The sequence below is a fragment of the Sphingomonas sp. BL-S-30 genome (genome assembly GCF_055521475.1).
Genome location: NZ_CM145481.1, coordinates 2,558,843 through 2,584,332 on the forward strand (window position 1 = coordinate 2,558,843; position 25,490 = coordinate 2,584,332).

General features: G+C 65.7%; 26 protein-coding genes and 1 tRNA gene. 23 read left to right on the forward strand and 4 right to left on the reverse strand.

Features of this window, described 5'->3' with window-relative positions; translation table 11 throughout:
• Window positions 1-28: 28 nt before the first annotated feature.
• The 3 genes from ACZ1I5_RS11850 to ACZ1I5_RS11860 are packed head-to-tail and all read left to right on the forward strand — an operon-like array spanning window position 29 to window position 3,182.
• Complete coding sequence (locus tag ACZ1I5_RS11850; RefSeq protein ID WP_465169456.1) at window positions 29-328, forward strand: hypothetical protein; 300 nt, start codon at window positions 29-31, stop codon at window positions 326-328.
• Window positions 329-342: 14 nt separating this feature from the next.
• A complete protein-coding gene (locus ACZ1I5_RS11855; protein WP_465169457.1) occupies window positions 343-2,319 on the forward strand; it encodes an oxidoreductase in 1,977 nt (658 codons plus the stop codon).
• A gap of 11 nt (window positions 2,320-2,330) precedes the next feature.
• Complete coding sequence (locus ACZ1I5_RS11860; RefSeq protein WP_465169458.1) at window positions 2,331-3,182, forward strand: SDR family NAD(P)-dependent oxidoreductase; 852 nt, start codon at window positions 2,331-2,333, stop codon at window positions 3,180-3,182.
• 23 nt (window positions 3,183-3,205) lie between these two features.
• On the opposite strand, the gene ACZ1I5_RS11865 is transcribed toward ACZ1I5_RS11860, so the two are convergent.
• On the reverse strand, window positions 3,206-3,604 hold the full coding sequence (locus ACZ1I5_RS11865; protein WP_465169459.1) for a GlcG/HbpS family heme-binding protein: 399 nt from the start codon (window positions 3,602-3,604) through the stop codon (window positions 3,206-3,208).
• Between the two features lie 71 nt (window positions 3,605-3,675).
• On the opposite strand from ACZ1I5_RS11865, the gene ACZ1I5_RS11870 reads away from it, so the two are divergent.
• The 4 genes from ACZ1I5_RS11870 to ACZ1I5_RS11885 all read left to right on the forward strand — a co-directional run bounded on the left by ACZ1I5_RS11870 (window position 3,676) and on the right by ACZ1I5_RS11885 (window position 6,948).
• On the forward strand, window positions 3,676-4,431 hold the full coding sequence (locus ACZ1I5_RS11870) for a GntR family transcriptional regulator (protein ID WP_465169460.1): 756 nt from the start codon (window positions 3,676-3,678) through the stop codon (window positions 4,429-4,431).
• Window positions 4,432-4,559: 128 nt separating this feature from the next.
• A complete protein-coding gene (locus ACZ1I5_RS11875; RefSeq protein ID WP_465169461.1) occupies window positions 4,560-5,492 on the forward strand; it encodes a VOC family protein in 933 nt (310 codons plus the stop codon).
• Window positions 5,492-6,637, forward strand: a complete 1,146-nt coding sequence (locus ACZ1I5_RS11880) for a class I SAM-dependent methyltransferase (RefSeq protein ID WP_465169462.1) — start codon at window positions 5,492-5,494, stop codon at window positions 6,635-6,637. Before ACZ1I5_RS11875 ends, ACZ1I5_RS11880 begins: the two co-directional genes overlap by 1 nt.
• Window positions 6,634-6,948 (forward strand): hypothetical protein, encoded by a 315-nt coding sequence (locus tag ACZ1I5_RS11885; protein WP_465169463.1) that lies wholly within the window; start codon window positions 6,634-6,636, stop codon window positions 6,946-6,948. Before ACZ1I5_RS11880 ends, ACZ1I5_RS11885 begins: the two co-directional genes overlap by 4 nt.
• A 200-nt stretch (window positions 6,949-7,148) precedes the next feature.
• Here ACZ1I5_RS11885 and ACZ1I5_RS11890 read toward each other — a convergent pair.
• Window positions 7,149-7,238 (reverse strand) — tRNA-Ser (locus tag ACZ1I5_RS11890).
• A 149-nt stretch (window positions 7,239-7,387) separates the two neighbouring features.
• Here ACZ1I5_RS11890 and hspQ point away from each other — a divergent pair.
• The 6 genes from hspQ to ACZ1I5_RS11920 all read left to right on the forward strand — a co-directional run bounded on the left by hspQ (window position 7,388) and on the right by ACZ1I5_RS11920 (window position 12,762).
• Complete coding sequence (gene hspQ, locus ACZ1I5_RS11895; protein WP_465169464.1) at window positions 7,388-7,768, forward strand: heat shock protein HspQ; 381 nt, start codon at window positions 7,388-7,390, stop codon at window positions 7,766-7,768.
• Between the two features lie 123 nt (window positions 7,769-7,891).
• Window positions 7,892-8,551, forward strand: a complete 660-nt coding sequence (locus tag ACZ1I5_RS11900) for a glyoxalase superfamily protein (protein ID WP_465169465.1) — start codon at window positions 7,892-7,894, stop codon at window positions 8,549-8,551.
• Window positions 8,552-8,726: 175 nt separating this feature from the next.
• Complete coding sequence (gene rplU, locus ACZ1I5_RS11905; RefSeq protein ID WP_465173954.1) at window positions 8,727-9,104, forward strand: 50S ribosomal protein L21; 378 nt, start codon at window positions 8,727-8,729, stop codon at window positions 9,102-9,104.
• Window positions 9,105-9,116: 12 nt separating this feature from the next.
• Window positions 9,117-9,386, forward strand: a complete 270-nt coding sequence (rpmA, locus tag ACZ1I5_RS11910) for a 50S ribosomal protein L27 (protein ID WP_465169466.1) — start codon at window positions 9,117-9,119, stop codon at window positions 9,384-9,386.
• A 170-nt stretch (window positions 9,387-9,556) separates the two neighbouring features.
• Window positions 9,557-10,114: a GNAT family N-acetyltransferase gene (locus tag ACZ1I5_RS11915; protein WP_465169467.1), complete on the forward strand. Its 558-nt coding sequence runs from the start codon at window positions 9,557-9,559 to the stop codon at window positions 10,112-10,114.
• A gap of 179 nt (window positions 10,115-10,293) precedes the next feature.
• On the forward strand, window positions 10,294-12,762 hold the full coding sequence (locus ACZ1I5_RS11920; RefSeq protein WP_465169468.1) for a TonB-dependent receptor plug domain-containing protein: 2,469 nt from the start codon (window positions 10,294-10,296) through the stop codon (window positions 12,760-12,762).
• A gap of 35 nt (window positions 12,763-12,797) precedes the next feature.
• Here ACZ1I5_RS11920 and ACZ1I5_RS11925 read toward each other — a convergent pair whose 3' ends face one another.
• Window positions 12,798-13,658, reverse strand: coding sequence for a metal-dependent hydrolase (locus tag ACZ1I5_RS11925; protein WP_465169469.1), 861 nt, complete (start codon window positions 13,656-13,658; stop codon window positions 12,798-12,800).
• A gap of 67 nt (window positions 13,659-13,725) precedes the next feature.
• Between ACZ1I5_RS11925 and ACZ1I5_RS11930 the strand changes: the two genes are divergently transcribed.
• The 5 genes from ACZ1I5_RS11930 (at window position 13,726) to ACZ1I5_RS11950 (ending at window position 18,537) form a co-directional block, all read left to right on the forward strand.
• Window positions 13,726-14,310 (forward strand): TetR/AcrR family transcriptional regulator, encoded by a 585-nt coding sequence (locus ACZ1I5_RS11930; RefSeq protein WP_465169470.1) that lies wholly within the window; start codon window positions 13,726-13,728, stop codon window positions 14,308-14,310.
• A gap of 47 nt (window positions 14,311-14,357) precedes the next feature.
• The gene (obgE, locus tag ACZ1I5_RS11935; RefSeq protein WP_465169471.1) at window positions 14,358-15,404 is read left to right on the forward strand and encodes a GTPase ObgE; all 1,047 of its coding nucleotides are present in this window, start codon (window positions 14,358-14,360) and stop codon (window positions 15,402-15,404) included.
• A 69-nt stretch (window positions 15,405-15,473) separates the two neighbouring features.
• Complete coding sequence (locus tag ACZ1I5_RS11940; RefSeq protein ID WP_465169472.1) at window positions 15,474-16,343, forward strand: hypothetical protein; 870 nt, start codon at window positions 15,474-15,476, stop codon at window positions 16,341-16,343.
• Window positions 16,344-16,388: 45 nt separating this feature from the next.
• The gene (gene proB / locus ACZ1I5_RS11945; RefSeq protein ID WP_465169473.1) at window positions 16,389-17,519 is read left to right on the forward strand and encodes a glutamate 5-kinase; all 1,131 of its coding nucleotides are present in this window, start codon (window positions 16,389-16,391) and stop codon (window positions 17,517-17,519) included.
• A 115-nt stretch (window positions 17,520-17,634) separates the two neighbouring features.
• Entirely contained in the window at window positions 17,635-18,537 is a 903-nt protein-coding gene (locus ACZ1I5_RS11950) for an NAD-dependent epimerase/dehydratase family protein (RefSeq protein ID WP_465169474.1), read from the forward strand.
• Here the strand turns inward: ACZ1I5_RS11950 and ACZ1I5_RS11955 are convergent, their stop codons facing one another.
• Window positions 18,538-19,044: a Pycsar system effector family protein gene (locus ACZ1I5_RS11955; RefSeq protein ID WP_465169475.1), complete on the reverse strand. Its 507-nt coding sequence runs from the start codon at window positions 19,042-19,044 to the stop codon at window positions 18,538-18,540.
• 203 nt (window positions 19,045-19,247) lie between these two features.
• Between ACZ1I5_RS11955 and ACZ1I5_RS11960 the strand changes: the two genes are divergently transcribed.
• The 5 genes from ACZ1I5_RS11960 (at window position 19,248) to lptG (ending at window position 25,151) form a co-directional block, all read left to right on the forward strand.
• Window positions 19,248-19,490 carry an acyl carrier protein gene (locus ACZ1I5_RS11960; RefSeq protein WP_465169476.1) on the forward strand — a complete coding sequence of 81 codons (243 nt, stop codon included), beginning with the start codon at window positions 19,248-19,250 and terminating at the stop codon, window positions 19,488-19,490.
• A 4-nt stretch (window positions 19,491-19,494) separates the two neighbouring features.
• Window positions 19,495-20,757, forward strand: coding sequence for a serine palmitoyltransferase (gene spt / locus ACZ1I5_RS11965; protein ID WP_465169477.1), 1,263 nt, complete (start codon window positions 19,495-19,497; stop codon window positions 20,755-20,757).
• A gap of 54 nt (window positions 20,758-20,811) precedes the next feature.
• Window positions 20,812-22,752 (forward strand): ATP-binding protein, encoded by a 1,941-nt coding sequence (locus ACZ1I5_RS11970; protein ID WP_465169478.1) that lies wholly within the window; start codon window positions 20,812-20,814, stop codon window positions 22,750-22,752.
• 93 nt (window positions 22,753-22,845) lie between these two features.
• Window positions 22,846-24,057 carry an LPS export ABC transporter permease LptF gene (gene lptF / locus ACZ1I5_RS11975; RefSeq protein WP_465169479.1) on the forward strand — a complete coding sequence of 404 codons (1,212 nt, stop codon included), beginning with the start codon at window positions 22,846-22,848 and terminating at the stop codon, window positions 24,055-24,057.
• Window positions 24,054-25,151, forward strand: a complete 1,098-nt coding sequence (lptG, locus tag ACZ1I5_RS11980; protein ID WP_465169480.1) for an LPS export ABC transporter permease LptG — start codon at window positions 24,054-24,056, stop codon at window positions 25,149-25,151. Before lptF ends, lptG begins: the two co-directional genes overlap by 4 nt.
• The last annotated feature ends 339 nt before the right edge of the window (window positions 25,152-25,490 follow it).

Consider the following 25,490-nt stretch of genomic DNA (forward strand, 5'->3'; position numbering starts at 1 on the left):
GCACGTCCCTATCCGCAGGATTGATCCGATGTCCGAAGCCCGTCCCCCGGAAGATGTCTCGCTGCCGCGCAGCAGCAAGGGCCAGCGCCCGCACTTCTTCGACGATCCGTCGATCGATCAGATGATGACCTTCTTCTTCGAGCTGATGACCGAGGTTGCGGTGCTGCGCGAGCGCACCGACACGATCGAGCGGCTGCTCGACGACAAGGGCCTGGTGTCGCGTGCCGACATCGAGGCCTACCGTGCCGACGCAGCCGTCGAGGCCGAGCGGACTGAATGGCGTAACGCCTATTTCCAGCGCGTGATGCGGATGCACGCGCCGGGATGAACGCACCGCCAGCCGTGACCGCCTACCCCCATCTCTTTTCGCCGGTGACGATCGGCCCGCGGACCCTGCGCAACCGCATCGTCCACGCATCCATGTCGACTCATTATGCAGTGGCCGGCCGGGTCACGCCGCGCCTCATCGACTATTACGCCAATCGTGCCCGAGGCGGCGCGTCGATGCTGGTCAGCGAGCCGATGGCAATGCTCTCCTGGCAGAATCTGCCTACTCGCCCGGCGATCCTCTCCGGCATCAATGCCGGCGAACTGACGCGCTGGGCCGATACGGTGGGCGAATATGGCAGCCTGATGCTCGGCCAGATTCAGGATAACGGGCGCGGCTTCCGGTCTGGCTTTCGCAATCCGAATGCGTTCGGTCCGTCGGCCCTGCCCGACGATCTCAGCGGTACCGTGCCGCACGCGCTCTCGATCGGTCAGATCGAGCGCATGATCGCCGAATTCGTTCAGTCCGCACGGACACTTCAGCAGGCCGGCTTTGCCGGGGTCGAGATCTCGGCAGGCCACGGCCATCTCTTCCACCAGTTCCTCGCCGCGCGCTCGAACGTGCGCGAGGATCGCTATGGCGGTGATCTCGCTGGCCGCGCCACCTTGCTGCTCGACTTGATCGCGGCGCTGCGCTCGGCCTGCGGCAGCGACTTCATCATCGGCACCAAGCTGCCCGCCGAGGATGGCATGCCCGACGGCATCGATCTCGCCGCCGCGGCCGATATCACTACCCTGGTCCACGCCACCGGGCAGGTCGATTATCTCACTTATTGCTGGGGCGCCCACGGCGACACGCTCTACGAACATCTCCCCGATCTGCACGGGCTCCGCACACCCTATGTCGATCGCATCGCCGCGCTTGGCCGCGCCGCGCCCGGTACGCCCCTCGGCGCGCTCGGCCTGATCACCGATCCCAACGAGGGCGAACGCATCGTGCGGGACGGTCTCGCCGATCTCGTCATGCTCGGCCGTCCGCTGGTCACCGATCCCGCCTGGGGGATCAAGGCCGAGGCCGGGCGCGAGGCACAGATCCGCTATTGCGTGTCGTGCAACACGTGCTGGCACATGATCAATGTCGGGCGCGGCCTGCACTGCGACAATAATCCGCGCGTCGGCGCACCCGACGAAGCGGACTGGCAGCCTGAGTCTGCGCCGGTGCGGCGGAAGATCGTCATTGTCGGCGCCGGGATCGCCGGCATGGAGGCCGCCTGGGTCGCCGCGGCGCGAGGCCATGATGTCACCGTCTTTGCCGCCTCCGATGAGGCCGGCGGCAAGACGCGGCTCCACGCCCTGCTGCCCGGGGGCGAGAATCTCAGCAGCATCTATGATTACCAGCGCCTCGCCGCCGAACGTGCCGGCGCCGTCTTCCGCTGGAACATGCCGGCCACGGCCGCCGACATCATCGCCCTCGCCCCCGATCATGTCGTGCTGGCCACTGGCGCCACGCCCGCCTGGCCCGATTATCTGCCGGCTGAATATCGCGGTGAGGGCTTCTTTCCCGATCTGCGCGAGGTGATGGCCGATCTCGCCCAGCGGCCGGGACGGCAGACGGGCACGGCCGTGATTCACGATTCCGATGGTACGGCGTTCGTCTATGCGGCGGCCGAACTGCTCAACGATCGCTTCGAGCGAGTCGTGATCCTCACGGACCGCGAACGTCTCGCGGCGGACGAAGCGATGGTCACGCGCCAGGGCGTCTATGCGCGTTTCGGCCGCAAGGGCATCGACTTCGTCACTTCGGTCCGCCCCCTCGCGACGTCGCGCTTCGAGGAAGGCGAGCTTGCCTATGCCGATGTTTTTTCCGGGCGGGAAACCGTGCTGACGGATATCGCGCTGTTCACCTATGCCACCGCCCGCATTCCCGATCTCGCGCTCGAAGCCCCGTTGCTCGCGGCGGGTCTCGACGTGCGCACGATCGGCGATGCCTATGCGCCCCGCACGGTGCTCGCCGCGACATCCGAAGGCTATCACGCCGCCATGTCATTCTGAGGAGTTTGCCGATGTATCCCGATCTCGCAGGCAAGGTGGCGATCGTCACCGGCGCTGGCCGCCATGGCGGTCTTGGCGCGGCGATCGCCCGCAAGCTGGCTGAGGATGGCGTGCGCCTGATCCTTCACGATCTCGGCACGACCAAGGGCGCGATGGCGCCCGAACACGGCGTCGCCCAGGCGTCCGAGCTGGAAGAGATCGCGGCCGAACTGCGCGCGATCCATCCCGACATCGTCACGCATACCGCTGACATGCGGGTCGAGAGCGAAGTCGAAGAGCTGGTCGCGCGCGCCGTCGCGGAATTTGGCCAGCTCGACATCCTCGTCAACAATGCCGGCGTCGGATATCTGTTCGGCCCGTTCATCGAGCAGACTCAGGAGCAATGGGATACCGTGCTCGACGTGAACCTGCGCGGCGCCTTCTTCGCGATGAAGCACGCGATCCGTCAGATGCTGAAGCAGGACGAAGTGGCCGATTGGGGCCGGGGCAAGATCGTGTCGATCGGCAGCCGCGGCTCGAAATCGGGCTCGGCGCTGACCTCCTCCTACATTGCCTCGAAGCACGGGCTGGTCGGCCTGACCCGCTCGGTCGCGATCGAGATGGGGTCGGCCCAGATCAACGTGAACATGGTCTGCCCCAACCATGTCACCACCGGGCTCGGGTCGTGGCAGAACGAGTACATGGCGAAGATGCGCGGTCAGACGATCGAGGAATATCTTGAGGCGATGCGCGGGCGGATCCCGCTCGGCCGAGTCGGCACGGCCGAGGACACGGCCAATGCCTGTGCGTTCCTCTGCTCGGGCCAGGCGCGCTACATCACCGGTGAGGCGATGAACGTGTCGGGCGGCGAGGAGATGCACTGATCCCCCCGCCCTTCCGCGTCATGTCAGCCCAATGCGTCCAGGGCGGCCTGGGCAATCGCCTCATCCTGGTCCGGCGAGCCGCCTGATACCCCGACCGCGCCGACGACGCTGTTTTCGAACCGCACCGGCAAGCCGCCGGGCATCGGCAGATATTCGGTCAGCCGCAGCAATTCCGGCTGGTCCTTGAGCCGGGCGGTCAGCACCCCGCTCGGCGCGCGCAGCAGGGCCGCCGTGCGGGCCTTGGCCTGCGCGACCGCCGGCGTCATCAGCCCGGCGCTGTCACCGCGATACAGGCGAAACGCATAGCCGCCCTCGTCGACGATCGCGATCGAGGCTGCCAGCCCCAGCTCCGCGGCTTTCGCGCTCGCGGCGGCCAGCATCCGGTCCAGTTCGGCGGCACTCAGGCAAAATTTGGTAATCATGAAGTCTTTTCCCTCTTGGTGGGCTGGTGGTTAAGTGACAAGCGCAGGTGCAACGGGGGAGACGATCGGCCTTGAGCAAGCGCAACGAAGACCAGGTGGACCGCCTGCAGGCGATCCCGCTCTATCATCAGATTTTCCTCCAGCTTCGCGAGGAGATCATCAACGGCAGCCGTGCGTTCGGATCGCGCATGCCGACCGAGGAGGAATTGTCCGAAAACTTCGGCGTCTCGCGCATCACCGCGCGCCGGGCACTGGCCGAACTCGCCGACACGCACCTCGTCGAACGCAAGCGCCGCGTCGGCACCCATGTCACCTATCAGTCGCCCGCCAGGCCGATCGAGGGCAGCCTCGAACAGGCGCTCGAATCGCTGATCACCTATGGCCGCAAGACTCAGGTCCGCATCCTCGAGCTCGACATGATCGCGGCGCGCCCGCCGATCAGCGATGCCCTCGGGCTGCCGGTCGATAGCCAGGTCCTGCGCGTCGACCGGGTCCGCTGGCTCGAGAACCAGCCGATCAGCCATCTCGTCAGCTACGTCCCCGGCGATCTTGCCGGCGCGATGAACCGGACCGCGCTCAAGACCACGCCGATGCTCTCGCTGCTCGAACAGGCCGGCGTGCAGATCGGCGCGGCGAGTCAGACGATCTCTGCGTCGCTGGCGGACGGGACGCTCGCCAATCTGCTCGAAGTGGATATCGGCTCGCCGATCCTGCGCGTGAACCGCACGGTGTTCGATACCGCGCACCGCCCGGTCCAGTATGTGCTCGCCCAATTCCGCCCGGATCTCTATCAGATCAAGCTCGACCTGCATTCCGCGCGGCCCTGACGGACGTCGAAAAGGTCGGGAATCTGCGGGTTTCGCGCACATCTTGATGCTTTTGCCACGAATTGCTCATTTGATATAGAAATAAGTGTAATTGGTGATAATCTGCCGCTCATGAAGAGCATGCGGACATGACCGACTGGACCTCGGACGGCGATCCGCTGCTGACGCGGTTCCGCTTCGCCACGGTCGCCACCCCCGATCTGGACGGCTGCGTCGCCGACTATGCCGCGCTCGGCTACATCGTCCGCGACAGCGGCACGATCGCTCCCGATCTCGCCGCCAGCTGGGGCACCCCCGCCATGGCTGGACAACGTTGTCATACCCTCAGCACCGCCGGCGCCAGCGACGATTATCTCCGCCTCGTGGAGGTTGTTCCCGTGTCGCGATACCGCGCCCTGACCACCTATGGCTGGGCCGCGTTCGAGATCATCGTCGACGATGTCTACGAAGTGCACGATCGCCTCAAAGCCTCCGCTTTCACCATCATCGGCGAGCCCCGGCCACTGCAGTTCATGCCCTCGATCGTCGCGATGCAGGCCGTCGGCCCATCCGGCGAATGCCTCTATTTCACCATGGAAAGCGGCGACCGCACTACCTCGATCCTACCGCAACCGCGCTCGCTGATCGATCGCCCCTTCATCCTGGTCGTAGCGGGACCGGACTTCGACGCGCTCCGCAACTGGTATTGCGACCTGTTCGATCTCAAGCGCCGCCCGTTGCGCGACAGCCGGATTTCGCTGGTGCAGACCGCCCAGGGCCTCTCCCCCGACACGGTGACGCGGATGACCACGGCGGGCCTGCGCGATCATGGCTATCTGTTCGAATTCGACGAATATCCCCCGGGCCCCGGCCTGATCGCCGGGCCGCGCCCCTGCGCGCCGGGCATGCTCCCGCCGGGCTGCGCGATGGCCAGCATCGCGACGGTCGCGATGGACCGGATCGCCCCGCTCGCGATCACGCCGCCGGTGCGGCGTGACGGCCCCGGCTATGACGGGCGGCTCGCCTGCACGGTACGCGGGCCGGCGGGCGAACTGATCGAATTCATCGAGGAGGCAACGTGATGACCAAGGCCATGAACGTCCGGGACGTGCAGCACCCCGTCCTGCCGCGCGCCACGGCCGAGGAGTTGAGCCGCCAGCGCGCCGTGGTGTCGCTGCGCAAGTTGCTCAACGCCCGCGTCCGTTCGGAAAATGTCCGCCGGTTTCATGACGAGGGTGCGCCCGCCTTCGCCGCGCGCCACCAGCGCCAGCCGCAGTCGCCGGACGACATCTCGGCCGCTTTGTTCGAATCCCCCGGCTACCGCCTGTGGAGTGCCGCCAATCGCGCCGCCCAGGAGATGATCTGGGTCTCGGTCGGCGAACCGATCTTCCGCGATCGCGACCGGATGCAGGCGGCCGCGCGAGATCTCGCGACCTCCCCCGACCGCAAGGGCAGCCTGACGCTCGACCCGTCCTATGATCCCTCGCCCGAACTGGCCGGCACTGACGTTCATCTCCAGCCTGGCGGCTATGCCCGCGATGACGGGCCCGACGATGTCGTCGCCGGCGCCTTTTACGAAACCGGCGGCAACGTGTTCTCCTTCGGCCAGGGCGCCGGCAAGAGCGACAGCAAGGCAGGCGTCATCTTCCGCCTGCTCGACGAGACATTCGCCGGATTCGAACCGAAGCGCATCCTCGATCTCGGCTGCTCGGCCGGCGCTGCCTCGGCCGCTTACGCCGATCGCTTTCCCGACGCGGAGGTGCATGCGATCGACATCGGCGCCGGCATGCTCCGCTATGCGCACGCTCGCGCCGAAGCGCTCGATGTCGCAGTGCATTTCAGCCAGATGGACGCCGCCGACCTGAAATATCCCGACGATCATTTCGACCTCGTCGTCTCGCATAACATGCTGCATGAAATCGGCGCCGACAAACGCCGCCGCGCCATGGCCGAGGCGCTGCGCGTGGTGCGGCCGGGCGGGCTGGTGATCTTCCAGGACGTCGACACCCGCTTCGCGCCGAGCGATGTCCACCGCGTCGAGAAGAACTGGGACACCCGCTTCAATGGCGAGATATTCTGGCAGACCTATACCGAGTCAGACCTCGAGGCCGATATGCTGTCCGCTGGTTTCGCCGCTGCCGATGTCGCTGAACATAACGTCGCCGCTGTAAGCAATCTCAACCGCTGGTACGTGATCAGCGGCCGCAAGCCGCTGGTTGCCGCATGACGAGCGCCACGGATGCGATCCATGCGGTGATCGCAGCGGGCCGGGGCGCCCGTCCGACGAGCCTCGACAATGTCGAAACCGAACGGGTGTTGGCGATCGCACTGGCGTTGCTGGTCGAACTGTCGGTGTCGAACGACCGAATCGACCGTCTCGAACGCGAAGTCGCCGACTTGCGTGGAACGACGCTCGAAGAATTTCGGGACGCCCGGCTCACCGACGCCGCTATCGCCGAGCGTCAGGAATCACTGGAAGCACTGCAGTTGCGCGTGTTGCGCGTCATGGTCGATCCCCGCGCGGCCGAAACCTCTTGAAATGCCTTGTGGTGACATGGAGGTCGCGTAGCCGGTAATCGAGCCGCGCGGGGTCTGGTCCGCGGCTTGGCTATGTTTGAGTCTCCGAAATTCGCCGGAAGGACACGAACGGCCGTGGTGAACTGATCGACTAAGCATCGGTTTCAGGAGGAAAAACTCGATACCGATAGCCCGGCATGGCCCCCTTATGGAGGGCCCCGTGGCGGAGAGGGTGGGATTCGAACCCACGGTACCCGTGAGGGCACAACGGTTTTCGAGACCGTCCCAATCGACCACTCTGGCACCTCTCCGCAGAGGTCTTTGCAAGCAACCCGGGCCAATGAAAGCAAGGGGTGCCGGTCGAAGAGCGCGCGCCTCTAACGCAAAGCTAAACGTCGCACAAGCACCGCTTCGCGGGCAATCCGCTTGTGCAGCGCAAAAGAGTCCTTAGATTGACATCATGCCTCGTGCCCATATCCCCGCTCACCCCTTCGATGCGACGATTCCCCTGCCGCCCGTCTCTCATGCGCGCTTCGCCATCGGCGACGTCGTGCGGCATCGCATGTTCGATTTCCGCGGGGTGATCTTCGACGTCGATCCCATCTTCGCCAACAGCGCCGAATGGTATGAGGCGATCCCGGAGAATATCCGGCCGCGCAAGGACCAGCCCTTCTACCATCTGCTCGCCGAGAACATGGAGTCGAGTTACGTCGCTTATGTCAGCCAGCAGAATCTGGTGGCTGACGACACCGACGAGCCGATCGATCATCCGGCGATCTCGGACCTGTTCACCGATTTCGCCGACGGACGCTATCAGCTGCGCCGCGAGCACAAGCACTGAGCCTGCGGCCGATTGACAGGCGGCCGGCGCAGAATCTAGTCTCGCATTGCTCCACCGGGGTGCATCGGCATGGTGCCGAAAGGGCAAGGCCCGCCCGCTGACATTCTCAGCCGGAGCCTGCCTATGTCCGATTCCCCTGATCCCGCCCTGGAAGCCTATCGCAAGCACGCCAAGCTGCTGCTGCGCTGGCACCGCGAGGGCAATTATTCCGTGGGCGGCAAGCTGCGCCTGCTGGAGCGCTTCAGCCGCCTCACCGATCGCGAAGCGCTCGACATGCCGCTGCCACTCACGCTAGCGCAGGAGGTCGTCGCAGTCGAAGCCGGCTTCCCGACCTGGGCCGCGCTCAAGGCGGGCTTGAGCAGCCCATTCCAACCACGGACTGAGCCTGGGCCCCCGGTCCTGAAGGCCATCACCCCCATCCTGTTCGTGCGCGACGTCTCGGCGGCGGCGACCTGGTTCGAAGAGAAGCTCGGCTTCGCGGTGGATTTCCTCCACGGCAATCCGCCATTCTACGGCGCCGTTTCGCGCGACGGCGCGTGTCTGCATCTGCGATTCGTTCACCAGCCCAATTTTGCCGAGCTGGCGGCACACGAAGGCTCGCTCATCCTGGCGACGATCGAGACGGGCAATATCAAGGCACTTTTCGAGGAGTTCGATGCCCGCGGCGTCATATTCCCACAGAGGCTGGTCAAACAGGCCTGGGGTGGCACCGACTTCCATGTCCGCGACCCGGACGGGAACGTTCTCTCCTTCGTGCAATATCGTCAGGCGGCCATCCCCTGACGGCAAGGGTGCGTGGACGACTCGCGCTCGAACCCCTATATCGCTCCGGCGTGGCCCCGCTGACCGGCGGAAGGGCAATTCGGCGTTGACAGAATCGCCTGCCTCCCTTAGCTGCGCCCCTTCCCCCGCCGGGCTTGCCTGCGCGGGCATATGCATTTTGAAAGTGATGAGGGCCATGTTCGCAATCGTGCGCACAGGCGGCAAGCAATATCGCGTTGCCGCTGGAGACAAGATCGTCGTCGAGAAGCTCGACGGCGAAGCGGGAGCGTCGATCACGCTCGCTGATGTCCTGCTTGCAGGCGAAGGGTCGGAGCTGAAGTCGGTCGAGGGCCTGACGGTCTCCGCCGAGATCATCGCCCAGGCGAAGGCCGACAAGGTCATCATCTTCAAGAAGAAGCGTCGCCACAATTATCGCCGCAAGAACGGCCATCGCCAGCAGCACACGATCCTGAAGATCCTCGCCATCGGCGAGCAGGAAAAGAAGGCCAAGGCGAAGAAGGCTGACGCAGCCCCCGCAGCAGCTGAGGGCGAAGCCCCGGCCGCTCAGGCGTAAGGAGTAGTTTAGATGGCACATAAGAAAGCAGGCGGCTCCTCGCGCAACGGTCGCGATTCGGCCGGCCGTCGTCTCGGCGTGAAGAAGTTCGGTGGCGAATCCGTCGTTCCGGGCAACATCCTGGTGCGTCAGCGCGGCACGAAGTTCTACCCGGGCGTCAATGTCGGCATGGGCAAGGATCATACCCTGTTCGCCCTCGTGGACGGCCGCGTGTCGTTCAAGGAAGGCAAGCTCGGCCGCAAGTTCTGCTCGGTAGAGATTATGGCGGCTGCCGCCGAATAACACGGGTAACCGTTCGGGTTGCCCACTTGGGCGACCCGGGTTTTCGCAAGAGAACCGAAAAAGGGAGACGGGTCGCCCCGGCTCCCTTTTTTCATGCTCCCTCCCCACCCATTGTCGTTCCCGCGTCATCCCGGCGTGCGAGCGGCAATGCGACCGACGAGGAGAGTAAAATGTTCGCTCGGACTGCAAGATTGACGCTGCGCCCCGGCTGGCCCGAGGATGCCCCGGCGCTGACTCAGGCGATCGCGCATGAAGCGGTCGTCGCCAACCTGGCCCGCGCGCCTTGGCCCTATACGCTCGCCGATGCCGAGGAATTCCTCGCCCGCCCCCGCGCGGCCGACGAAGCGCGTTTCATGATCCTCAGCCATGAGGCGGAGTATCCGCGCATCGTCGGCACGATCGCGATGTGGGTGGAGGACGATGCCTGGGAGCTCGGCTATTGGCTGACCCCCTCGGCCTGGGGCCGCGGCTATGCGACCGAGGCCGGGCGCATCGTGCTGCAGATGGGGCGCCACGCGCTCGGCGTGAAGCACATCCGCGCCGGGCATTTCGTCGACAACCCAGCCTCCGGCCGGGTGCTTTCCAAGCTCGGCTTCCGGCCTACCGGCGATATCGTGCCGCGCCATTCGCGCGCGCGCGGCGTTGACGTACCATGCGCCGTGTTCACGCTCGACCTCGACCCGGAGGTGGACGGGGACCGAATGTGCGACGTGAAGATGGCGGCATGACCAGTCCTCTCCCCGACCAAGGGAGAGGACATGTCCGTTTTCGGCACCGGCTTTAGGTGCGAAAATGATTTCTTCGCATCAATTCCTATCGAACGGGAGGATTATGGTAACCCGCTGATCCATAGCGCAACCTTTGGCCAGATTACGGATCGGCAAGCAAGATAAAGGGGTTTCCATCCATGACGTCGCGATCCGCTCTGGCCCTGGCCGTATCCGCCATTGCTCTCACCCATGGCTCGATGGCCGCCGCGCAGGAGGTACCCGCCCCCGCCGACTCGACTGATGCCGCCGCACCGGTCGACCAGAACGATATCGTCGTCACCGGCACCCGCACTGCCGGCCGCTCGCGCTTCGACAGCGCCTCGCCTGTCGATGTGCTGACCAACGCGACGCTGCAGCGCCAGGGCACGACCGAACTCGGCGCCGCGCTGTCGGCAGTCGTGCCCTCGATCGACTTTCCGCGCTCGTCCGCCGTGGACGGCACCGATTCGATCCGCCCCGCCACCTTGCGCGGGCTCTCACCCGACCAGACGCTGGTGCTGATCAACGGCGTGCGTGCGCATACCTCGGCGCTGCTCAACACCAATGGCTCGGTGGGTCGCGGCTCCGCGGCGGTCGATCTCAACACCATTCCCTCGGTGGCGCTCGACCGGATCGAAGTGCTGCGTGACGGTGCCGCCGCACAATATGGCTCCGACGCGATCGCCGGCGTGGTCAATCTCCGCCTGCGGGAAGCGCGCAGCGGCGGCGGCGCGACCGTGACCTATGGCCAGTATATCACGGACGTGCAGACCGCGCGGGGGCAGCGCAACGAGCATGACGGGGAGACCGTCACCGTTTCCGGATGGCAGGGCCTCGCCCTGGGGCCGCAGGGGTTCCTCACGCTCTCCGCCGAATATCTGAACCGCAACGCCACCAGCCGCGGCGATTTCGACCCGCGCAAGAGCCCGATCCGGGTGCGCTCGCGCTTCGGCGACCCCGAAGTCGAGCAGTACAGCATCTATGCCAATGCCGGCTATGGCCTGGGCGATAGCGGCTGGGAGCTTTACGGATTCGGCGGCTATCAGCACCGCGACAGCACCAGCGCGGCCACCCCGCGCATCAATGGCGGCACCGACAATAATCTCAGCGCGGCGGCCCTCGCCGCCCTTTATCCCGACGGTTTCACGCCGCTGATCAACGTCAAGTCGGAGGATGTGACGCTCACCGAAGGCCTGCGCGGCGAGATCTCCGGCTGGAAGGTCGACCTGAACCTGTCCTACGGCCGGAACAAGCTGACATTCTACACCCGCAATTCGGGCAACGCGACGTACGGCGCCAATTCCGCGCGGGAATTCTATGACGGGCAACTGATCTACGATCAGATCGTCGGCGGCCTCGATATCTCCAAGGAGTTGCCGCTGGGCGACGGCACGATCAACATTGCCGGCGGCGGCGAGGTTCGTCGCGAGGGTTTCAAGATCGGCGCGGGCGAACCGGCATCCTATGACCGCAATCCGAGCCTGCCGACCCCGGCGCCGACCACGCTCGGCTCCGGCGCCCAGGGCTTTCCCGGCTTCCAGCCGTCGAACCGGGTCGATGCCCACCGGTCCAACGTCTCCGGCTATCTCGATATCGAGGCACACCCGGTCCAGCAGCTGACGATCGGCGCGGCCGTTCGCGGTGAGAGCTATTCGGATTTCGGCGAGACGGTGAACGGCAAGGTCAGCGCGCGCTACGAGTTCGCGCCCTGGATTGCGATCCGCGGTACTGCCTCCACCGGCTTCCGCGCGCCCTCGCTGCAGCAGCAATATTTCACCTCGACCGCCTCGGTGCTGAGCAACGGCAACATCGTGGAGACGGGTCTGTTCCCGTCGATCAGCCCCGTCGGCTCCGCTCTCGGCGGCAAGCCGCTGCGTCCGGAAAAGGCGACGAACTTCTCGGCCGGTCTGGTCGTCCGTTCGGGGGGGTTCGACCTGTCGGTCGACGCCTATCAGATCAAGGTGCGCGATCAGATCGCGCTGTCGGAGAATCTCAGCGGCGCGGTGGTCGTGTCGCTGCTCCAGCCCTATGGCGTCACCGCCGGCCGCTTCTTCCTCAACGGCATCCGCTCGACCACCAAGGGCATCGACGTGGTCGCCCATTACCGCGTGAAGACCGATGGCATCGGAACGTTCGATCTGACGGCCGCCGGCAATTTCAACGACATCAAGATCACGCGCGCCCCCGCGCCGGCGACGATCACCAGCGGCGCGACCAGCGTCACGCTGCCGATCTTCAGCCGCCAGCGCATCATCTCGTTCGAGCAGGGTACGCCGCGCACCAAGGTCGTCGGCACGGTCGACTGGTCGCTCGACGATCTCGGCGTCACCGCACGCGGATCCTATTATGGTGACGTGACCCAGCCGAGCAGCACCGGCTTTGCCGAGGACGACATCCATACCGGCCGCCACGCGGTGTTCGATCTGGAGGCGCGCTATCAGGTGATCCGCAACGTCAATCTGGCGGTGGGCGCGAACAATCTGTTCGACACCTATCCCGACTATGTGAAGCTCGCTTCGTCGCGGGGAACGGCACTCAACAGCACCGGCCTGGTCGGCTTCCCCTACTACTCGCCGTTCGGCTTCAACGGGCGCTATCTCTACGCGCGGCTCGGCGTAACCTGGTAAGAAGACGGAGGGCCGGTTCGCCGGCCCTCCCCTTTTCAGGCCGCGACCGTCTCGCGCGGCAGCACCGCCGCTTCATACTCGCTCTCGTACATGCCGATCAGCTTGCGATCGTCATGGTTCCACGGGTGGAAGCTCGGCAGAAAGAAAGCGAGCCATTGCCCCGCGATCTTGCGCGCCATGCCGGGCCGGCCGAACGCGTACCAGAACATCTTCGCCCACACCTTGGGACCTGTCAGCCCGTCCTGCGCGAGCAGGTCGAGCATGCCGCGCGTCCGTCCGCGCGTGAAATTGGCGGTGACGCGAAGCATCACCAGCGCCTTCACCTTGAAGCGCTGCCATTCGCTCCAGTTCCGCGTCGCATGCAGCCAGGTGTCATAGGCGACGCCCTTGTGCTCGATCTCCTCGGCGGCATGCCAGCGCCACAGATTGGCGAATTCCTCCTCGCCGCCGGCGAGATGGCGCGGATTGGCGAGCAGTTCGTGCGCGATGATCGCGGTGAAATGCTCGAGCACCATCGTCGCGGTCAGATTGGCGATCGGCGGGCGCCCCTTGGTCAGGTCGAGCCCCTTCTGCACCCGCGCCTCCAGCCCGGCGATGTCATAACCCTGGTCGACGACATGGCGGTTGAACGCGACATGCTCGCGCGTATGCATCACTTCCTGCTTGATGAACGCCTGGATCTCGCCCGACAGCTTGGGCGGCGTGCCGTCGCGAAACGCGCGGACGCTCTCCACGAAAAAGGCCTCGCCGCGCGGAAACGTCACCGACAGCGCGTTGTAGAAGGCCGTGGCATAAGGGTCGTTGTTGAGCCACCAGCGCCCCATCCGCGTCTCGCGGCCGAAGCGGCGATCGCGTGGCGTGATCGTCAGGTCACCGGGAGTGGTTGCTTTCGCCACGAAAACCTCCGAACAGGGTAGGGAAATGGGTCGCTTACAAGACTGTCAATAGGCTTTACTTACACTAGTGTCAATAATTCGCAAACGCCTTAGCCCGGAAGAATCACGCGATGCCGCGATCGAGGCGGCACGCGCGCTGCTGGTCGAGGAAGGGCCGCAGGCCGTGACGCTGAAGGCGGTCGCGGCGCGGATCGGGCGGACCCATGCCAATCTGCTCCATCATTTCGGCTCGGCCGGGGATCTGCAACGCGCGCTGATCAAGCATCTCGCCGACAAGATCACCGCACAGATCGGCGCCGCGGCAAAGCGCGCGCGCGAGACCGACCAGAATCCGCGCGAAGTGGTCGACATGACCTTCGACGCCTTCGCCCGTGGCGCGGGCGCGATGGCGAGCTGGATGATCCTGACCGGCAACCAGAATGCGCTCGATCCGATCCTCGAGGCGATCCACAACCTCGTCGAGGAATTGTCCGAGGACCATGAGGCCAGCCGCATGACGATCCATGAGGAAACGCTCCAGCTGGTGCTGACCGCGCTGGGCGACGCGCTACTCGGCGGTCCGATGGCGAAGGCGCTCGGCCTGCCCCGGGAAAAGGCGCGCGAGCTCGCCACCAATGCGCTGATGGCGTCGCACAAGAGCGAAAACGCCTGATCCACGCCCGTACTGGATAAAATTACGATTTCCGCTAGAGAGCGGCCATGCATTTTCTTGACCAAGCAAAGATCTTCGTCCGCTCGGGCGCGGGCGGCCCCGGCGCCGTCGCCTTCCGGCGTGAGAAGTTCATCGAATATGGCGGCCCGAACGGCGGCAATGGCGGCAAGGGCGGCGACATCATCTTCGAGGCGGTCGCCGGTCTCAATACGCTGATCGACTTCCGCTACACCCAGCATTTCCGGGCGCCGCGCGGCCATGGCGGCTCCGGCCAGAACATGACCGGGGCGGGCGGCGAGGATCTGGTGATCAAGGTCCCCGTCGGCACCCAGATCCTGTCCGAGGACAAGGAGGAAGTGCTCGCCGACTTCACCGTGGCGGGCCAGCGCGAAGTGTTCCTGCGCGGCGGCGATGGCGGGCGCGGCAATGCCAGCTACAAGACCTCGACCAATCGCACCCCGCGCCAGCACGGCACGGGCTGGCCCTCGGAAGAGGCCTGGGTCTGGCTGCGGCTGAAGCTGCTTGCCGATGCCGGGCTGGTCGGCCTGCCCAATGCCGGCAAATCGACCTTCATCAATGCCGTCACCAATGCCAAGGCCAAGGTCGGCGATTATCCCTTCACCACCGTCCGGCCGCAGCTCGGCGTAGTCAGCCGCCACAATCGCGAGTTCGTCGTGGCCGACATCCCCGGCCTGATCGAAGGCGCGGCGGACGGCGCCGGCATCGGTGACCGCTTCCTCGGCCATATCGAGCGCTGCAAGGTGCTGCTCCATCTCGTCGACGCGACCGAGGAGGATCCGGTCGGCAATTATCGCATCGTGCGCGGCGAGCTCGACGCCTATGGCGCCGGCCTGATCGACAAGCCCCAGGTGATCGGCCTCAACAAGGTCGATGCGATCGAGCCCGCCGATGCCAAGAAGCTGATCACCAAGCTCAAGCGCGCCAGCAAGGCGGACGTCCTGCCCATGTCGGGCGCGGGCGGCGAAGGGCTGGAAGCAGTGCTCGACCGGCTACTCGAAGCGATCGGCCCGGCCGAAACGGCGCCGGTGCGCGACGACGGGGCGGAAGATACGATCGAATGGTCACCGCTGTGAAGCATATCCGCGCGATCACGCCGTAGCGATTCGGGGCCGTCGCCCTGGAAACCGAACGGAGATGTGGACATGGCGCTTTTCGATCTGATCCGGAAACTGTTCGGCCGCGCGCCCGCTCCATCGCAGCCGGCACTCGTCGCTACCGAAGCGCCTGCTACACCTGAAGCGATTGCCGACCCCATAGCCGTCGACCCCGAAATGGCCGTGGAACCCGAGCCGGTCGAGCTCGACACGGTCCAGCGCTCGGCAGCGCGGCGGGACGCGTTCTGGGCAACGGTCGGCACCGTCCAGAGCGACGTCCTCACGCATCTCGTCAGCCCGGGCCTGATGGGCGGCCCCGCCTGGCCGACCACCCGCCAGGCTTACCGCGTGATCCGCCGGGCGAACGGATCGATCCTGATCGCGACCGACGGCTTGTCCGATCCGTTCGACGACGCGGGTGACCGGGGCGGCGATACCAACGGCTTCAACCTGGAGTTGTTCGTGGAAAGCGCCGACCTGCCCGCCGACCTCGCCGGCACGCCAGGCGACATATCCCCGCTCGCGCGGAGCTGGATGCTCGAGCTGCTTCAGAATGTCGCCGGCACGGTGGCCGGCGCCGGCGGGATCGAGCGGCAGCTCGAAAGCTATGGTGTGTTGTCGATGGAGGTGCCCGGTGTCTCCTCGTCCCACGCGATCGGAAACCAGCTGCCCGAGGATTTCGTCACCGCGGACGATGCGATCGGCATTCTCATCGGCGGCCCCGCTCCCGATTTCGCCACGCTGATCGAGGACATGCCCTTGTCGCCCGTGCGCATGGTGCCGGTCGTGCTGCTCACTGCCGTCGAGCTCGGCGAAATCCGCGCCGGCGACGAAGAGACGCGCGACGCGATCGTGGCGCGGCTCGCCGCTACGCCGACCGGGCATCGCAGCGATATCGGGCGCCCGTCGATCGTGTGACGTGCCGGTGGATTGCGGGCGCAACCGTCGCTAAGCGCTTGAGCGATGACCAGCGCCACGCTCTCCTTCTCCCCGGCCAGATGCCCCCGCCTGATCGTCAAGGTCGGCTCGGCATTGCTGGTCGCGCCTGACGGCACGGTGCGACGCGAGTGGCTGTTCAGCCTCGTCGCCGACATCGCCGCGCGCGCAAAGGCCGGCCAGGAGATCGCCGTGGTCTCCTCCGGCGCGATCGCGCTCGGCGCGCGCCGGTTGAAGCTGCCCAAGGGCGGGCGCGCCAGCCTGGAGGACGCGCAGGCTGCCGCCGCGACCGGCCAGATCGCGCTGAGCCAGGTCTGGGCGGAACTGCTCGGCGCCGAGGGGCTGACCGCGGCGCAGATCCTCATCACGCTCGACGATCTCGAGGATCGCCGACGCTATCTCAACGCCGCCGCCACGCTCAGCCGGCTGCTGGCGCTGGGCGTGGTGCCGGTGATCAACGAGAATGACAGCGTCGCGACCGAGGAAATCCGTTTCGGCGACAATGACCGGCTCGCTGCCCGGGTCGGCCAGGCGGCGGGCGCGCAGGGCGTGATCCTGCTGTCCGACGTCGACGGCCTGTATGATTCCAATCCGACCACTAATCCCGACGCGATCATGATCGACCGGGTCGAGCGGATCGACGCCAGGATCGAGGCGATGGCCGATCGCGGTTCCGGCTCGGGCATGGGGTCGGGCGGCATGGTGTCGAAAATCGCCGCCGCGCGCATCGCCACGGCCGCCGGCGCGCATCTTGCGATCGTCTCGGGTCACCAGATCAGCCCGCTGACGGCCTTCGAGCAGACCGGCCGCGGCACGGTGTTCGTCGCCGAAAAGACCGCGCCCGCGCGGAAGGCCTGGCTGGCGGGCGGCCTGACCGCCAAGGGCGAGATCCATATCGACGCCGGCGCGATGAAGGCGCTGCTCGGCGGCAAGAGCCTGCTCGCCGCCGGCGCGGTGCGGATCGAGGGCACATTCCGGCGCGGCGACCTCGTCGCGATCTGCGGGCCGGACGGAAAGCCCGTCGCGCGCGGGCTCGCCGAATATGACGCGCCCGACGCTGGCAAGATCATCGGCCGCCGCAGCGACGCGCTCGCCGCCATCCTCGGCTACGCACCCCGCGCCGCGCTGGTCCATCGCAACCATATGGCGCTGTTGTGAGGAATCTCTCCCCTCACCCCGTTCGGGCTGAGCTTGTCGAGGCCCTGCTCTTTCTTCGGGCCAGAAAGTACAGCCCTTCGACAAGCTCGGGGCGAACGGTTGGGGAGATTACCTCATGCTGCTAGCCATCACCGGCGGCACCGGATTCGTCGGCAAGACGCTGATCGACCTGGCAGTGCAGGCCGGGCACGAGGTCCGCGCCCTCACCCGCCGACCGCAGCCCGACATGCCGCGCGTCACCTGGGTCTCCGGCGCGCTCGACACGGGCATAGCACTGACCAGCCTGGTGCGCGGCGCCGACGCGGTGATTCATGTCGCGGGCGTGGTGAATGCGCCTGACCGCGACGGCTTTGCCGCCGGCAATATCGCCGGCACCCAGGCCGTGGTCGATGCCGCGACCGGCGCCGGCGCCCGCCGCTTTATCCACGTGTCTTCCCTCGCCGCCCGCGAGCCCTCTCTGTCCGCCTATGGCTGGTCGAAAGCCGGCGCCGAGCATGTCGTCGAGGTCTCCTCGCTCGACTGGACCATCGTCCGCCCCACCGCGATCTACGGCCCGGGCGACATGGAAATGCGCGACATGTTCCGCCTGGCGAAGCGCGGCCTCGCGCTGCTGCCGCCGCCGGGCAGGATTTCGGTGATCGAAGTCGGCGATTTCGCGCGGCTGCTGCTCGCCTTGGTCGCGACCGATCCGGGGCGCGTGATCCTGGAGGCCGATGACGGCGTCGAGGGCGGCTGGACTCACGATGCGTTCGCCCGCGCGATCGGCGCGGCGGTCGGCCAGCGTGTTCTGCCCCTTGCGCTGCCCAAGGCCCTGCTGTCGCTCGCGGCCAAGGGCGACGGGCTGTTCCGCGGCCCGAAGGCGAAGCTCACCGCCGATCGGGTCGGCTATCTCTCGCACCCCGACTGGACGATCGACCCCGCGCGCCGCCCCGCCCCTTCGCTCTGGCAGCCCGAAGTACCGACGCCGCGCGGCCTTGCCGCCACTGCCGCCTGGTACCGCGCGAACGGCCTGCTCTGATCAGACGAACTGGGCGACGAACATCACCGCCGACGCGACCAGGCCGGTCAGGAATATCTTGTACGCCCATTCCAGCCGGCGATATTTCTTCCGCTGCATCACCTGGCCGTTGCTGTAGAGGTCCGCCGCGACGGTACGCAGCATGCTTTCCTCGTCGGCCATCGCGTCCACGATCCGGTCGACGAACTCATCCTCCGGCAACCGGGTGAAGGATCCGAAGAACAGCAGGTTGACCGGGCCGTCCGCCGGTGCCCTGGTCTTCGGGATGATCGCGAGCACCGTCAGCACCGCGCTGACAAAGGCGAAGCTGCCCAGCACCAGCAGCGGAAGCGGCGGCAGCGTACCGTGGCTCTGGTTGATCGTGATGGTGAAGATCACGAAGCTCGCGCCCATCAGGATGCTCGCCTTCTGGTCCGCCATCGCGCTCAGCTGGACATGAATCGCCTGGGCGGTGCGGACCATATGGACCGCATTGGGCGCGAAACGACGGGGCGGCCGGGTTTCCATGGCGGGAGAGTGCCACGCCCTCCCCCGATTTGCCAATCGCCCCCAAAAAGGGGTCAGAGTGACTTATGAGCACCGATTCGACCCGGCACTCGACCGCGAGCGAACTGCCCCGGTGGCATCGCCGTTCGGGGCTGCTATAGGATCGTCAGAAAGCCGCCGCATTTTCTTGGCAGGGCTTGGCTCCACTCTTCGAAGGACATGTCTTGACTGACCGCGCACACGTTTTCGACACCGTCACCGGGCTGATCGAACCCTTCAACAAAAAGGGTGTCGCACTCTCCGACGCGACCACCTTCCAGGGCGATCTGGAGTGGGACAGCCTGACGGTGATGGATTTCGTCGCGGCGATCGAGGACGAATTCGATATCATCATAACGATGAACATGCAGGCCGAGATCGAGACGGTCGGGCAGCTCGTCGATGCGGTGATGAAGCTGAAAGCCTGACCCGATGACCGATTCCGCCCAGACTGCCGACGCACCGCCGATCGACCCGCCCGTCATCGCGCCCGAGCGCGACCTGTTCACCAAATACGACCCGCTGATCGCTGAGCGCCAGGCGCTGCTCGACACCGGCGTGCGCGATCCGTTCGCGATCGTGATGGACGAAGTGAAGTCGCCGACCGTCGCGGTGATCAAGGGCAAGGAGACGATCCTGCTCGGCACCTATAATTATATGGGCATGACGTTCGATCCCGACGTCATCCAGGCCGGCAAGGACGCGCTCGACCAGTACGGCTCGGGCACCAACGGCAGCCGCGTGTTCAACGGCACCTTTCGCGACCATGCCGATGTCGAGGCGGCGCTGCGCGAATTCTACGGCACCACCGGTGCGATCGTCTTCTCGACCGGCTATCAGGCCAATCTCGGCATGATCTCCGCGCTCGCCGGCAAGGGGGAGTATATCATCCTCGACGCCGACAGCCACGCCTCGATCTATGACGGCTGCGCCATGGGCAATGCCGAGGTCGTGCGCTTCCGCCACAATTCGGTCGAGGATCTCGACAAGCGCCTCGGCCGCCTGCCCCCGGAACCGGGCAAGCTGGTCGTGCTCGAAGGCGTCTATTCGATGATGGGCGATATCGCCCCGCTGAAGGAAATGGTCGCCGTCTCCAAGAAGCACGGCGCCATGGTGCTGGTCGACGAAGCGCATTCGATGGGCTTTTTCGGCCCCAATGGCCGCGGCGTCTATGAGGACCAGGGGCTCGAGGACCAGGTCGATTTCGTCGTCGGCACCTTCTCCAAGTCGGTCGGCACCGTCGGCGGCTTCTGCGTCTCGAACCATCCGAAGTTCGAGATCATGCGCTTCGTCAGCCGCCCCTATATCTTCACTGCCTCGCTCCCGCCCTCGGTCGTCGCGACTGCCGCAACCTCGATCCGCAAGCTGATGCACGCCCATAACAAGCGCGCGCATCTGTGGGAGAACAGCAAGCGGCTGCACGGCGGCCTGACCGAAATGGGCTTCAGGCTCGGCACCGCCACGCCGGAATCGGCGATCGTCGCGGTGATCCTGGAGGATCAGACCCAGGCAGTCGCGATGTGGCAGGCGCTGCTTGAAGGCGGCCTCTATGTGAACATGGCGCGCCCGCCGGCGACGCCGGCCGGTACCTATCTGCTGCGTTGCTCGGTCTGCGCCGAACATAGCGCCGAACAGATCGAAACGATCATCGAGATGTTCAGGTCCGCGGGACAGGCCACCGGCGCGATAAGCTGAGCCGAAAATGCGGCGGCTTTTCAGGAGTCGCGCTTGCGGGTAGAATCGCGGCCAATGAGCGGGAACGAAGGCGACGCCGTGGCTCCCGAGGAGCCTGGAGGCGCCTGGCGGGTCATCATGCTTGTCGTGATGGGGCTGCTGGGCGCGTTGGTGCTTGTCGCCCTGATGCTGACGCTCAATGATGCCAATGGCCAGCGCGACCGGGCGCTGCGCCTGCAGACTCACAGCTTCGAAGTGATGATTCTGGCGCGCACGCTGTCCGGTACCATCTCAGGGGCGGAAGCGTCGCTCGGCCGCTACGTCATCAGCGGCGACAAGTCGCTCGGCCGCCGCTTTTACGACGAGTGGCGCGTCGCGGGCGGGCAGATCGCCAAGCTGGATCGGGTGACCGGCGACAACCCCGACCAGCAGAAGCTGACTGATGGTCTGCAGCAGGCGTACAAGGTGCGCGGCCGGGAATTGGCGCTGATCGCGCTCAGCACCAATTATCACAAGAACGACCAGGCGCTGGCGCGCTATTACCAGGCACGCGAGGCGGCCTCGCTGGGCCAGATCAACAGCCTGCTCGATCAGATCATCGACCGCGAGCGCACCGTACTGGACGCGCGCACGGGCGAGGCGTTGCGTTCGGTCGCCCAATCGACTCGCGTCGCCCGGGTGCTCGGCGGGTTCGGCATCCTCATCGTGCTCGGCGCGATCGTGCTGGGCTGGATGACGGTGCGCGCGCTGGGCGAACGCGCCATCGCCAATGCGGAAGCAGAGACGGAACGCGAACGCGCGGAGGATCTGGAGGAGGCGGTCGCCAAGGCGACGGCCCAATTGCTCGAAAAGGAAGCGCGGCTCCGCCAGGTCCAGAAGATGGAGGCGGTCGGCCAGCTTACCGGCGGCATCGCTCATGATTTCAACAATATGCTTGCGGTCGTTCTTGGCGGACTCGAACTGGCGCGCCGCAATGTCGCCGATGCCGCCCAGGTCCGGCGCCATATCGACAATGCCATGGAAGGCGCCAACCGCGCCGCCGCGCTGACCCGGCGCCTGCTTGCCTTCTCGCGCGAGGAAGCGCTGAAAGTCGAACCGATCGAACCTGGCCCGCTCGTCGCGGGCATGTCCGACCTGCTCGACCGGACGCTCGGCGACGCCATCACCGTGACCACTCGCGACGCCGGCGATGGCTGGCAGATTCGCGCCGATCGCTACCAGCTCGAAAATGTCCTTTTGAACCTGGCGGTCAATGCGCGCGACGCCATGGAGGGCCGGGGCCGGCTGACCATCACCACCGCCCGCACCGTGCTCGCCGCCGAGCAGGTCGGCACCTGCCCGGCCGGCGACTATGTGACGATCGCGGTGACCGATTCCGGCTGCGGTATGTCGCCCGAGGTGCTGGAGCGGGTTTTCGAGCCCTTCTTCACCACCAAGCCCGTCGGCAAGGGCACCGGCCTCGGCCTCAGCCAGATTTTCGCCTTTGTCCGTCAGGCCGATGGAGAGATCGGCATCGCGTCCGAACCCGGCCAGGGCACGACCGTCACGCTCTATCTGCCGCGCCATATCGGCGCCGCCATCGTCGAGGCGCAGCGCGAGGAGCTGGTCGACGTCGCGACGGCGGCATCGCTGGACATATTGGTCGTCGAGGACGACCCGCGTGTGCTCGGCGCGACCATGGCCGCGCTGACCGAACTGGGCCACCGTCCGCTCGCCTGCGACGATCCCCTTCTCGCGCGAGCCCTGCTCGACCGGATGAGCAGCATCGACCTGATCGTCACTGATGTGCTGATGCCGACGCAGACCGGCCCCGAACTGATCGCGTCGCTGGCCGACGATTATGCCCATGTCGCGGTCCTCTACGTCACCGGCTTTGCCGGCGAGGCGAGCGAAGCGGCGTTTGGTGGCCAGCATGTGCTGCGCAAGCCGTTCACCATCTCCGGGCTCGAGCGCGCGATCGCCGCGGCGGTGGCCGCGCCGCGCGGCATCGAATCCACCAGTATCGCCGCAGAGTGATTTGGTAGCTGACGCCGCGCCCCTCCCCCGATATAGCCGCCCGACCGGGCGTGTTTACCCTGCCCTCTCGCAAAGGCCGTCGCCGCTAGCTCCATGAAGTCCATTGACCGCTACATGGCCCGGCTGATCGCGGTGCCGCTGTTTTCGACCCTCATCATCTCCGCGATGCTGCTGGTACTCGATCGCATGCTGAAGCTCTTCGATTTCGTCGCTACCGAAGGCGGACCGGTCGCCGTCGTGTGGAAGATGCTGGCCAATCTCCTGCCGGAATATCTGGGGCTCGGCATTCCGATCGGCCTGATGCTCGGCATCCTGCTCGCCTTTCGCAAGCTTGCCACCACCTCAGAACTCGACGTGCTCCGCGCCGTGGGCATGAGCTATACCCGCCTCTTGCGGGTGCCTTTCATGTACACGATCGGGCTTGCCATCGTGAATTTGGCGATCGTCGGCTTCGTTCAGCCGGATGCGCGCTACGCCTATGAGAAGCTGCGCTTCGAGCTGCGCACCGGCGCCCTGGGGGCGTCGATCAAGGTCGGCGAATTCACGCATTTCGGCGACAAGATGACGATCCGCATCGAGCAGAGCCGCGAACAGGGTCGCAAGCTGTCGGGCATCTTCGTGCACATGGTCGACAAGAAGGGCGGCGACTATGCGGTGACGGCGGATCACGGGCAGTTCTTCGCGACGGACAATCCCGACGAGATCGTCTTCCGCCTGACCAACGGTACGCTGGTGCGCAATGAACCGGGCGTGGCGACACCGCGCGTGCTCACCTTCAGCCTTCACGACCTGCCGATCGCGCTGCCGAAATATGAGAATTTCCGTAATCGGGAGGGCAGGAACGAGCTGACCCTGCCCGAGCTGGCGCGGATCGGCGGCAATCGTGCCGCGCCCGAGGAATTGCGCGACACCAGCCGTGCCGCCTTCCATTTCCGCGTGGTGGAAGTGGCGACGATGTTCCTGCTACCGCTTCTGGCGCTGTCGCTTGGCGTGCCGCCCAAGAGATCGACGTCCGCGCTGGGCGTCTTCCTGTCGATCGTGATGCTCGTCACCTATCACAAGGTGAACGAATATGCCCGGGACGTTGGCGGGATGGGCAAGGTCGACCCGCTGATTGCCCTGTGGGGACCCTTCATCATCTTCGCGGCGCTGATTTTCTGGATGTACTATACCATCGCCTATGTGCCCGGCGGTCAGCCGATCGGCGCGCTCGAACGCGTCTTCTCCAAGGCCGGCAAGCTGGTCGGTCGCTGGCTGCCCGGCGCCAGACCCAAGACTCAAGAGGAAGAGGCGGCTACGACATGATCGCGTTGCAGCTTTTCCCGTCGCGCACCGTGTCGCTGTACATGGGCCGCATGTTCCTGGTGCGCACCTTCGCGATCCTCGCCGCCCTGGTGCTCGTGCTTCAGTCGCTTGATCTGCTCAGTGAGTCGGGACGAATCCTCGCCTATGCCGGCAATGGCGATGCGGAGATCTGGCGCTATGTCAGCCTGCGCACGCCGGAGATCATCGCGCGCTTCCTGCCCTTCTCGGTGCTGCTCGGCACGATCATCACCCTCACGACGCTGAACCAGAACAGCGAGATCGTCGCGCTCAAGGCATCGGGCCTGTCGGCGCATCAGGTGCTGGCGCCGCTGATCGTCGCCAGCCTGGGCGTGGCCCTCATTTCCTTCACCTTCAACGACCGAATCGTCGCCCGAGCGACGGGCACGCTCGATCAGTGGCAGAAGGCGGAATATGCACCCGTGCCGATTGACCGCGGCGACCGCTCGAACGTCTGGGTGCGTGACGGCGACGATCTTATCGAGGTCGGTCAGATCCGTGGGCGGGGCAACGCGGCCACGCTTGCCAACATCACTTTATATGATCGCCAGGGCGGCAACCTGATCGGCATCATCAGCGCCCCGACCGGCAAGCGCGCTGGCGACGCCTGGCAGATCGACTCCGCGAGCCGTTTCGACGTGAAGAGCGGCAAGAAGACGGCGCTTGGCACGATCACCGTCGCAAAAGGGGTGCGCCCCGATCAGTTCACCTTGTCGACGGTCGATCCCGACGGACTATCGTTCAGCGCGCTGAGTTCGGCGATCTCCGATCTGTCCGATGCCGGGCGTCCGACCAAGGCGCTCGAGGGTTCGTTGTGGCACAAGCTTTCCGGGCCATTGTCCTCAGTGCTGATGCCGCTGCTCGGCGCGGTGGCGGCTTTCGGCCTCGCGCGGTCGGGCAAGCTGTTCCTCCGTGCCGTCATCGGCATGATGCTCGGCTTCACCTATTTCGTGGCCGACAATTTCGCGCTCGCGATGGGCAATCTGGGCGCCTACCCGCCCTTTCTCGCCGCCTGGGCGCCGTTTCTGCTGTTCTTCCTGATCGGCGAAGCAGTGCTGGTGCGCACCGAGGAGTAACCGCACGGGTCGATCGAAGCGGTCGATATCGCGCCCTCGATTCAATGTGCCGGCTTCTTATGGCAGATCGTCGTCGCGCGTGGCGCTTCCCGTCGCACCGCCCGGCTCTTTCTCAGTTTCGGCAACGACACAGTCACCCTGTTATCACGCACCCCCTGTTACGGGCTCGCGTGTTCCCTGTTCCGCGATAACAGGGAAGATGCGATTAAGGTATTATTTTAGAAAGATAAAACTGCCGTTTTTTGACCTGAATCGTGGCAAAAAACGAAAAAATAAAAATAACAGGGAAGAACAGGGGCGGAACAGGGAGCGCGGACCGGCGGCAGGCGGGACATCAGT